The 9,961-nt window shown below is 72.5% G+C and carries 9 protein-coding genes and 1 pseudogene; 7 read left to right on the top strand and 3 right to left on the bottom strand.

Going from position 1 to position 9,961, the window contains the following annotated elements; all coding sequences use genetic code 11:
• Positions 1-252, top strand: a pseudogene (locus BZL64_RS37130) (SGNH/GDSL hydrolase family protein); the annotation flags it as partial.
• A gap of 7 nt (positions 253-259) precedes the next feature.
• Here BZL64_RS37130 and BZL64_RS37125 read toward each other — a convergent pair.
• Complete coding sequence (locus tag BZL64_RS37125) at positions 260-1,624, bottom strand: cryptochrome/photolyase family protein (RefSeq protein ID WP_086773401.1); 1,365 nt, start codon at positions 1,622-1,624, stop codon at positions 260-262.
• A gap of 69 nt (positions 1,625-1,693) precedes the next feature.
• A complete protein-coding gene (locus BZL64_RS37120; protein ID WP_086773400.1) occupies positions 1,694-3,214 on the bottom strand; it encodes an SDR family oxidoreductase in 1,521 nt (506 codons plus the stop codon).
• Positions 3,215-3,338: 124 nt separating this feature from the next.
• Between BZL64_RS37120 and BZL64_RS37115 the strand changes: the two genes are divergently transcribed.
• From BZL64_RS37115 to BZL64_RS40440, 3 genes are all read left to right on the top strand, one after another.
• The gene (locus BZL64_RS37115; protein ID WP_397684886.1) at positions 3,339-3,842 is read left to right on the top strand and encodes a MarR family winged helix-turn-helix transcriptional regulator; all 504 of its coding nucleotides are present in this window, start codon (positions 3,339-3,341) and stop codon (positions 3,840-3,842) included.
• A 138-nt stretch (positions 3,843-3,980) separates the two neighbouring features.
• Positions 3,981-6,083, top strand: coding sequence for an MMPL family transporter (locus BZL64_RS37110; RefSeq protein WP_086773399.1), 2,103 nt, complete (start codon positions 3,981-3,983; stop codon positions 6,081-6,083).
• A gap of 81 nt (positions 6,084-6,164) precedes the next feature.
• Positions 6,165-6,332 (top strand): hypothetical protein, encoded by a 168-nt coding sequence (locus BZL64_RS40440; protein ID WP_167396259.1) that lies wholly within the window; start codon positions 6,165-6,167, stop codon positions 6,330-6,332.
• A 7-nt stretch (positions 6,333-6,339) separates the two neighbouring features.
• On the opposite strand, the gene BZL64_RS37105 is transcribed toward BZL64_RS40440, so the two are convergent.
• Positions 6,340-7,272 carry a LysR family transcriptional regulator gene (locus BZL64_RS37105; protein WP_208639605.1) on the bottom strand — a complete coding sequence of 311 codons (933 nt, stop codon included), beginning with the start codon at positions 7,270-7,272 and terminating at the stop codon, positions 6,340-6,342.
• 137 nt (positions 7,273-7,409) lie between these two features.
• On the opposite strand from BZL64_RS37105, the gene BZL64_RS42295 reads away from it, so the two are divergent.
• From BZL64_RS42295 to BZL64_RS37090, 3 genes are all read left to right on the top strand, one after another.
• Positions 7,410-7,493 carry a putative leader peptide gene (locus tag BZL64_RS42295; RefSeq protein ID WP_350760414.1) on the top strand — a complete coding sequence of 28 codons (84 nt, stop codon included), beginning with the start codon at positions 7,410-7,412 and terminating at the stop codon, positions 7,491-7,493.
• A 157-nt stretch (positions 7,494-7,650) separates the two neighbouring features.
• Entirely contained in the window at positions 7,651-8,772 is a 1,122-nt protein-coding gene (gene sfnG / locus BZL64_RS37095) for a dimethylsulfone monooxygenase SfnG (protein WP_086773397.1), read from the top strand.
• A 15-nt stretch (positions 8,773-8,787) separates the two neighbouring features.
• Positions 8,788-9,924, top strand: a complete 1,137-nt coding sequence (locus BZL64_RS37090) for an acyl-CoA dehydrogenase family protein (protein ID WP_086773396.1) — start codon at positions 8,788-8,790, stop codon at positions 9,922-9,924.
• Positions 9,925-9,961 lie beyond the last annotated feature (37 nt).

The raw sequence follows: 9,961 nt of genomic DNA, 5'->3' as shown, positions 1-9,961 counted from the left end.
CCGCTCGGCCACGCCCGCATCGCCGCCGCCGTGGCGCAAGCCCTGGACCTGCCCGGCAGCGACGCCACCTGGACCCACCCGCTGCCCGCCCCGGACCGGCCCGCCGCCGGCGGATGGCGGGCCGGTGCCGCCGAACTCCGCTGGGCCGCCGCCTTCCTCGGCCCCTGGGCCCTACGGCGGCTGCGCGGCCGCTCCTCCGGAGACGGCCGTACGGCGAAACGCCCCGCACTGCTGCCGGTGCACCAGAACTGACCCCACCTCAGCCGAGCCCGCGCGCCTCCCGGAACCGGGCCAGCCCTTCCGCCAGCTCGATCACCGGCTCCGGGTAGCCGACCGCCGCCCGGTCCGCCCCGCGCAGTTTCCACGGCTGATGCACCGCAGGCCCCTGGATCCCCGCCAACTCCGGCACCCAGCGCCGTACGTACGCGCCGTCCGGATCGAACCGCCTCGCCTGCGTGAGCGGGTTGAGGACCCGGTTCGGGCGGGTGTCCGTGCCGGTGCCCGCGACCCACTGCCAGTTGAGCTGGTTGTTCGCCACATCCCCGTCGACCAGCAGGTCCAGGAAGTGCCGTGCGCCGATCCGCCAGTCGACGTACAGCGTCTTGGTGAGGAAGCTCGCCGTCAGCAGCCGGCCCCGGTTGTGCATCCAGCCCTCGTGGCGCAGCTGGCGCATCGCCGCGTCGACGACCGGGTAGCCGGTACGGCCCTCCCGCCACGCCTCGATGTCCCCGCGTGCGGTCCGCTCGGTACGCCAGCGGTCGTGCCGGGGCCGGTAGTCGGCGTCGGCGGCATGCGGGCGGGCCGCCAGCACCTGGCGGTGGAAGTCACGCCAGGCGAGCTGCCGTACGAACGCCTCGGCTCCCGCGCCCCCCGCCCTGCGGGACCGACGCACCAGTTCGACGGGGGAGAGGGTGCCGAAGTGCAGGTGGGGGGAGAGGCGGGAGGTCGCGTCACCGGCCAGGTCGTCGTGCCGGTCCTCGTAGGCGGAGATCCCGCTGCGCAGCCAGGCCGCGAGCCGTGCCCGGCCTTCCCGCTCGCCGCCCGCCGCCAGGCCCTGCGACACGCCCTCGTTGACGGGGAGCCGCTCCGAGCCGACACCGTCCGGGACCCGTACGACGCGGGACGCGCCGAGAACGTCACGCTGCCGTTCCCGCGTCCAGCGCCGGAAGTACGGCGTGAACACGGCGAAGTGGTCCGATCCGGCCGGCGCCACCGCGCCGGGGGCGACGGCGGAGGTCACGGCGTCGTGCACACGCAGGCGTACGCCCGCCGCCTCCAGGGCGTGCCGCAGCCGCTCCTCGCGGCGCTGCGCGTACCGGCTGACGTCGGCCGCCAGATGGACCTCGTCGGCGCCCGCCTCGCCGGCCACCCGGCACACCTCCTCGACCACGTCACCGGAACGGACCACGAGCCGCCCGCCCCGCGCGCGCAGCCCCGCGTCCAGGTCGCGCAGACAGTCCGCGAGGAAGGCCAGCCGGTTCGGCGCGGCGAACCCAGCGGCGTCCACGGCCCGGTCACGCACGAACAGCGGGACCACCGCGCGGCCCCCTGCCGAGGCGGCCCGCAGCGGCGGATGGTCGTGCAGCCGCAGATCGGACGTGAACAGGACGACCGAGACGTTCATGAAGCGACTCCGGACGGGGTGGGGGGAACACCGGGTTCGGCTTCGGCGAGGCTCCCGGCGGACGCGCGGTCAGGCATCGGCCCTCGCCGTCCGTGCCTCGGCCGCCGCGGTACGGGAGATGTTGCGGGCCATGCCGCCGAACACGACCGCGTGGAACGGGGCGACGCTCCACCAGTACGCCTGGCCGAGCAGCCCGTGCGGATGGAACACGGCGCGCTGGCGGTAGCGGGTACGGCCCGCCTCGTCCGTCTCCGCGAACATCTCCAGCCAGGCCAGTCCCGGCAGCCGCATCTCGGCGCGCAGCCGGAGCAGACGCCCGGGTTCGATCTCCTCGACCCGCCAGAAGTCGAGCGAGTCGCCGACCCGCAGCCGTGCCGCGTCCCGCCGTCCCCGGCGCAGCCCCACCCCGCCGGCCAGCCGGTCCAGCCATCCGCGTACCGCCCACGCCAGCGGGAAGGAGTACCAGCCGTTGTCGCCGCCGATGCCCTCGATCACCCGCCACAGGGCTTCCCGGGAGGCGTCCACGGTCCGTTCCCGGCAGTCGGTGTACAGACTGCCGCCCGCCCAGTCGGGATCCGTCGGCAGCGGATCGCTGGGCGCGCCGGGAAGCGAGGCGGACGACCAGCGGGTGAGGACCCGCGCGTCGCGGACACGCCGCAGCGCGAGCCGTACCGCCTCGTCGAAGCCCAGCGGATGGCCGGGCGGGTCCGGTACGTACCGGGCGATGTCGTGCTCCCGGCACACCACCTCGTGCCGCAGCGACTCGGCGAGCGGCCGCGCGATGGAGGCGGGCACGGGCGTCACGAGGCCCACCCAGTGGCTGGACAGGCGGGGCGTGAGCACGGGCACCGGCAGGATGAGGCGACGCGGCAGACCCGCCACGGCGGCGTAACGGAGCATCATGTCGCGGTACGTGAGCACCTCCGGCCCGCCGACGTCGAAGGTCCGGCTGACGTCCGCGGGCATGCGGGCGCTGCCGACCAGGGCGCGCAGCACGTCCCGGACGGCGACGGGCTGGATCCGGGTGTGCACCCAGCTCGGAGTGACCATGACGGGCAGGCGTTCGGTGAGGTAGCGCAGCATCTCGAAGGAGGCCGAGCCGGAGCCGATGACCACGGCCGCGCGCAGCACCGTGGCCGGTACGCCGGAGTCCAGGAGGATGCTGCCCACCTCGGCACGCGAGCGCAGGTGCGGCGACAGTTCCCGCTCGGGGACACCGGACGGGGTGAGCCCTCCGAGATAGACGATGCGTCGTACTCCGGCGGCACGGGCCCGCTCCCCGAAGATTCGCGCCGCCCTCCGGTCGGTCTCCTCGAAGTCGCGTCCCGTGCCCAGCGCGTGCACCAGGTAGTAGGCGACATCGACGCCCCGCATGGCCTCCTCGACCGAAGCGCCGTCCGTGACGTCCCCGCGGACCACCTCCGCCTCCCCTGCCCACGGATGGTCGCGCAGCCGCTCCGGGGAGCGGGCCAGGCAGCGCACCCGGTGGCCGGCTGCCAGCAGTTCCGGGACGAGCCGGCCGCCGATGTACCCGGTGGCGCCGGTGACCAGGCAGCGCAGCGACTCCTGGCACAGGCCGTGTGCGGTCATGAGTTCTGGTCCTCCGTGTCGACGGTCCCCCGACTATGGCTTCCACACCGGGACGGACGGCGGAAGCGGCGACGGTGTGTGGGCGCACGATCGGGTGATCGTGAGCAGCGACTACGCTGACCGCGTGGCCACAGGGAACGACGGGAAGCTGGACGAGGGCGGGCGCGACGCCGACGCCTCGCCACCGTCCGACCTGTACGCCTTCGCCGTCCGGCTGCGGCGGATGAACGGCGAGATCAACCGGCTGGTGCACGGGTTCGCGGGCGACCACGGGCTGCACGCCACGGACGTCCAGGCGCTGGCGGCCATCCTCGACGCCGAGGAGCCCATGACTCCGAAGCGGCTGCGCGAGCACCTGGGGCTCACCTCCGGCGCCGTCACCGCCTGCGTCGACCGGCTGGAGCGCGCAGGCCACGTCCGACGGGTCCGCGAGAGCTCCGACCGCAGAGTCGTCCACCTGCACTACGTCTCCGATGCCCGGTCCGCCGCGCGCACCTACTTCCGCCCGCTGGCCGAGGCCACCCAGGCGGCTCGGTCCCGTTTCACCGAGGACGAGCTGTCGGTGGTGCTGCGCTTCCTGGCGGCGATGAACGAGGAACTGTCGGGAATCACCCCCGGCGAGGGCTGAGACCGGACACGATCCGGTGCGTCCGCCGACCCTGTGAGGGCAGAAGAACAGGCACCGGTAGGATCTGTTCGGCGAATATAACTCGATCATTGAGATTGTTTGTCATTGAGATATCTGCTGTCGTGTACCGGGAGAACGTTGTCCACCAGCACCCTTCGACGCGCCCGACGGCTCGTCCCGGTCCTCCTCGTCGCCGCATGGCTCGTCCTCGGTGGCGTCCTCGGTCCCTTCGCGGGACGCCTGGGCGAGGTCGCGACCAACGACCAGGCCGCCTTCCTGCCGCGCAGCGCCGAATCGACCGAGGTCATCACCGCCCAGCGGGCCTTCCGCCAGGACGAGACGCTGCCCGCGATCGTCGTGTGGACATCGACCGGGGACGCCGCGATGGCGGACCGGCGCGAGGCCGCGACGCGGTCCCTCGCCCCCCTCGCCGGCGCGCCGGAAGTGGTGGGCCGGGTCTCGCCCGCACTGCTCTCGGTGGACGGCCGGGCCCTGCAGGGCGTGGTGCCACTGCGCCCGGACCTGGGCGAGGAGCTGGCACCGGCCCTGGAGCGGATCCGTGCGGCGGCCGAACGGGTGCCGGGTACCGACGTCCGGCTGGCCGGACCGGCCGCGACCCAGGCCGACCTCTCCGACGCCTTCGCCGGCATCGACGGACTGCTGCTCGCCGTCGCGCTGGTCGCGGTCCTCCTGATCCTGCTGCTCGTCTACCGCAGCGTGCTGCTTCCCCTGGTGATCATCGTCGGCGCGGTGCTCGCTCTCGGACTGGCCTGCGCCGTCGTGTACGCGCTGGCCGACCACGACGTGGTGCGCGTGGACGGACAGGTGCAGGGCATCCTCTCCATCCTGGTGATCGGTGCGGCCACCGACTACGCACTGCTCCTGACCGCCCGATACCGGGAGGAACTGGCCACCCGCACGGACCGGTTCGCGGCCATGGGGGCCGCGCTGCGGCAGTCCTGGGGCACCGTGACGGCCAGTGCCGCGACCGTCGCCCTGGGACTGCTCGCCCTGCTGCTCAGCGACCTCACCAACAACCGGGCCCTGGGCCCCGTCGGGGCCATCGGCATCGCCGCCGCCGTAGTGAGCACGCTGACCTTCCTCCCCGCCGTCCTGGTTCTCCTCGGCCGCGCCGCCTACTGGCCCGCCGAGCCCCGGCCGTCCGGGGAGCCCGGCGCCGGAGGGCGGGTGTGGCACCGGGTCGCGAAGCTGGTCGACCGGGCGCCCCGCAAGGTGTGGGCGGTGTCGCTGGCCGGACTGCTCGTCTGCGCGGTGTTCGCGCCCACCCTCACCTCCCGCGGTGTCCCGCTCGACGAGACCTTCGTCGACGACGCCCCGTCCGTGGCCGCCCAGCAGACGCTCGCCAGACACTTTCCCGGCGGCGCGGGCAACCCCGTGGTGGTCATCGCCGACGCCGACCGGGTGACGAAGGTGGTCGCGACGTCCCGCGGGACCGAAGGGGTGGCCTCGGCCGTCCCGATGAACGCCTCGGGAGCCCCGGGCGGGGAGGCTCTCGTGGTCGACGGGCGGGCGCGTGTCCACGTCACCCTGCGCGCGGCCGCCGACAGCGACGCGGCCAAGGACACGGTGGCGCGGCTGCGAGCCGCGCTGCACGACGTACCCGGCGCGAACGCCCTCGTGGGCGGCTACACGGCCCAGCAGTACGACACCCTGCGCACCGCCGAACGCGACCGCACCCTGATCGTGCCGGTGGTCCTGGCCATCATCTTCGTCATCCTGACCCTGCTGCTGCGCTCCCTGCTGACGCCCGTCCTCCTGGTGGCCACCGTGGGGCTGAACTTCCTCGCCACCCTGGGCGTCTCCGGCCTCGTCTTCCGGCATGTCCTCGGCTTCACTGCCACGGATCCGTCCGTTCCGCTGTACGGCTTCGTCTTCCTCGTGGCGCTCGGCGTCGACTACAACATCTTCCTCATGTCCAGGGTGCGCGAGGAGTCCCTGCGGCACGGAGTCCGCGAGGGAGTGCTGCGCGGCCTGGTCAGTACCGGCGGCGTCATCACCTCGGCCGGGGTGGTGCTCGCCGCCACCTTCGCCGCACTCGCGGTGATCCCGCTGGCCTTCCTGGCGCAGATCGCCTTCATCGTCGCTTTCGGGGTCCTGCTCGACACGCTGGTGGTGCGCTCGCTGCTGGTACCCGCCCTGGTGCGGGACCTCGGCGCACGTGCCTGGTGGCCCGGACGGCTCGGCCGCGTCCGACCGGGTGTCACCCAGGTGGATGCGTGATGCACATGCTTGCGTCGGCAGTGGGCAGGCGTAGGAGACGGATCGGATCTGCTCGTATCGCATCAGGAGGTGTCTGCCGTCATGGGAGCGAAGGTGTTGGAGCGTTTCGCCGCGGGAGCTCCGCGCGGGTCGTTGCCCGCGGAGGAGTACGCGGCTCGGCGGCGGGCCGAGGGGGAGCCGGCGACCGTCGTGATGGACCTGAAGTCGGACGCCTTCCTCGTCGTCGTCCCGGCGGGCGAGGAGGACTGACGCCGCGTCAGCCTCCGGGGGCCGGCGGTCGGTCGTCGGCCGTGGCCAGCGCCCGCGCCGTCCGCACGAACACCTCGTGCAGATCCCGCGCCGCCTGCGGCACCGAGTCGGCGCGCCGCCGGCGCAGCATCAGCAACACGCGCGTCGCGTCGCCGTCGATCGGCCGGTGGGTGATCGCGCCGCACCGCTCCAGCGGGTCCCCGGCCACGCTGAAGTCCGGCAGGACCGTCGCCCCCAGCCCTTCGGCGACCATCAGCTTGCCCATCTCCGCGCCGTCGGTGGAGTACGCGAAGACGGGGCCGTGCCCGTCGAGGAGCCGGTGCACATAGCGGTGCATCACGTAGCCGGACCGCATCCCGATCAGCGGAACCCGGAGCAGGTCCTCCACCGTCACCGACCCCTTCGAGGCCAGCGGGCTGTCGGGGTGTACGCACACCACCGGCCGCCCGCGCAGCAGTTCGGTGGACTCGAAGTCGGCGGGCATGTCGTCGCCCTCCAGGTGGTTGACCAGCCCCAGGTCGAACCCGCCCTCCAGCAGTGTCCGGTGGATGTCCGTCTGCTGGGCGGCCACCACCTCCACCTGGGTCACCGGATGCGCCGCACGGAACTCCCGCACGACCGGGATGAGCAGCGGCACGGTCGCCGCGTTCACCGTGCCCACCCGCACCATGCGGCTGATCCGGTGCTGCTCACCCGCCGCCGCGCGCAGCCGGTCCACCGCGTCCAGCACCCCGACGATGTGAGGCAGCAGCTCACGGCCCGAGGCGCTCATCGTCGCCCCCGACCGCTTGCGCTCCAGCAGGTCCACCCCCAGCTCACGCTCCAGATTGCGCACCGTCTCGCTCAACGCCGGCTGGGAGAGCCGCAGTTCCTCGGCGGCCCGGCGCAGCGAACCGAGCCGGGTGACCGCCGCGATGTATTCCAGCTGTTCTGTCCGCACCCCCGAAGAATGCGGGCGCATTCCCGGCCGGTTCAAGGGTTTCCCTGTCACGCCTTCGTGAAATTCAATGGTCCGCGATACGAGACCGGTCGGGTTCTCCTTGACTGCCGAGACCGGCGGCTGCCACGATCGACGGCATGAAGATGCGACTGGACCTCACGCGGCGACGCCATGTCGACCTCGCGCGCGTCTCCAGCGCCTCCTGTTGCGCCGCGGCCTGATTCCCCGCACCGCCGCCGCCCCTCTCTCCCACCGCGCCACCTGCCACGAGCGCAGGTCCGCGCCGTGCCTTTGCAGCACCGCCTGAATTCACCGCGCTTTTTCGCCCCGGTTGAATTCGGCGTGCCCGAAAACGCATCCGCGCACCAGGAGTTCCGCATGCCCGCAGCGCCCGTGAAATTCGCCTACTGGGTTCCCAATGTCAGCGGAGGACTCGTCACCAGCAAGATCGAACAGCGCACCGACTGGGGATACGACTACAACCGCGAACTCGCCGTCCTCGCCGAGAACAACGGCTTCGACTACGCCCTCAGCCAGGTCCGCTACATGGCCAGCTACGGCGCCGAGTACCAGCACGAGTCGACCAGCTTCAGCCTTGCCCTGCTGCTCGCCACCCAGCGGCTGAAGGTCATCGCCGCCGTCCACCCGGGGCTGTGGCACCCCGGTGTCCTCGCCAAGCTCGGCGCCACCGCCGACCACCTCTCGGGCGGCCGCTTCGCCGTCAACGTCGTCTCGGGCTGGTTCAAGGGCGAGTTCACCGCCCTCGGCGAGCCCTGGCTGGAACACGACGAACGCTACCGCCGCTCCGAGGAGTTCATCCGCGCCCTGCGCCAGATCTGGACCGAGGACCACACCGAACTCGCCGGTGACTTCTACCGGCTGCGCGACTTCTCCCTCAAGCCCAAGCCCCTCAACACACCCGAGCGCCCCCACCCGGAGATCTTCCAGGGCGGCAACTCCTCCGCCGCCCGCGCCATGGCCGGCCGGGTCTCCGACTGGTACTTCTCCAACGGCAAGGACTTCGACGGGGTGACCGAGCAGATCGCCGACGTCCGCCGCTCGGCCGCCGAAGTGGGCCGTACGGCACCGAAGTTCGGCCTCAACGGCTTCCTCATCGCCCGCGACACGGAGGCCGAGGCCCGCGACACCCTCCGCGAGATCGTCGCCAAGGCCGACAGCGAGGCCGTCGAGGGGTTCGGCGCCGCCGTCAAGCAGGCCGGTCAGTCCACCGCCGACGGCAAGGGCATGTGGCAGGACTCCTCCTTCGAGGACCTGATCCAGTACAACGACGGCTTCCGCACCGGACTGATCGGCACCCCCGAGCAGGTCGCCGAACGCATCGTCGCCTACCGCCGGCTCGGCGTCGACCTGCTGCTCCTCGGCTTCCTCCACTACCACGAGGAGGTCGAGTACTTCGGCAAGCGTGTACTGCCCCTCGTGCGCGAACTGGAGGCCCGACTCCCGGACACCGAGGCCGAGTCCGCGCCCGCCCACGCCTGAGCCCGCGCCGCCGAGGTGGCCGCCGTCCTCGCCACCGACGCCGCCGAACGCGACCGGGCCGGCGCCGCCCCGCACGCCGAGGTCCAGCTCCTCAAGGACGCCGGCCTGGTCACCCTCCTCGGCCCCGTCGAGCACGGCGGCGGAGGCGAGCAGTGGCCCACCGCCTACCGCGTCGTCCGCGAGATCGCCAAGGCCGACGGCTCCATCGGCCAGCTCCTCGGCTACCACTACCTGTGGAACTGGGCCGCCCGCCTGGTCGGCACCCGCGAACAGTGGGAGCACGTGGAGGCCGAGGCCGCGCGCAACCGCTGGTTCTTCGGCGGGGCCGTCAACCCGCGCGACAAGGACGTCACCGTCACCGAGGACGGCGACGACCTCGTCTTCACCGGCGGCAAGTCCTTCTCCACCGGCAGCCGGGTCTCCGACGTCACCGTCCTGGAAGGCGTCCTGGACGGCACCGACCAGCACGTCTTCGCCATCGTGCCCTCCGACAGCGAGGGCCTGACCTTCCACGACGACTGGGACAACATCGGCCAGCGCCTCACCGAGAGCGGCAGCGTCACCATCGACGGGGTACGCACCCCGTGGTCCTCGGCCGCCGGCTACGTCGACAAGGTGTTCCAGCCGCGCACCTACAACACCCTCAACGTCCCCACCATCCAGCTGGTGTTCGTCAACTTCTACCTCGGTATCGCCGGCGGCGCCCTGGAGACGGCCGCCACCTACACCCGCACCAAGGCCCGCTCCTGGCTGCACGGCGGCCACGAGCGGGCGGTCGACGAGCCCTACGTCATCGACCTCTACGGCGACCTCACCGCCAAGCTCTGGGCCGTCGAGGCACTCGCCGACGCCGTCGCCGCCGAGGGACAGAAGCTGCACGACGACCCCGACGCGGTCACCGCCCAGACCCGCGGCGACTTCGAGGTACGGGTGGCCGCGGTCAAGGCCCGTGCCACCGACGTCGCCCTGGAGGTCTCCAGCCGGATCTTCGAGGTGACCGGAGCCCGCTCCACCGCCACCTCCGAGGGACTGGACCGCTTCTGGCGCAACGTGCGCACCCACACCCTGCACGACCCGGTCGCCTACAAGCGGCGCGAGGTCGGCCGCTGGGTCCTCGAGGGCGAACTGCCCGAACCCACCTGGTACTCCTGACCGCTCCGGGGGCGCCTCCGCACCGAGGCGCCCCCGG

It is taken from the genome of Streptomyces bobili, from assembly GCF_002154575.1.
GTDB lineage: Bacteria > Actinomycetota > Actinomycetes > Streptomycetales > Streptomycetaceae > Streptomyces > Streptomyces bobili.
This window is presented reverse-complemented; position numbering and strand designations above follow the sequence as displayed.

Bases quoted from the DNA above. Each gene is read 5' to 3' on its own strand.
- BZL64_RS37125 (WP_086773401.1), bottom strand. From the start codon at position 1,624: ATGAACGTCTCGGTCGTCCTGTTCACGTCCGATCTGCGGCTGCACGAC.
- BZL64_RS37120 (WP_086773400.1), bottom strand. From the start codon at position 3,214: ATGACCGCACACGGCCTGTGCCAGGAGTCGCTGCGCTGCCTGGTCACC.
- BZL64_RS40440 (WP_167396259.1), top strand. From the start codon at position 6,165: ATGGGAGCGAAGGTGTTGGAGCGTTTCGCCGCGGGAGCTCCGCGCGGG.
- BZL64_RS42295 (WP_350760414.1), top strand. From the start codon at position 7,410: ATGAAGATGCGACTGGACCTCACGCGGCGACGCCATGTCGACCTCGCG.
- sfnG (WP_086773397.1), top strand. From the start codon at position 7,651: ATGCCCGCAGCGCCCGTGAAATTCGCCTACTGGGTTCCCAATGTCAGC.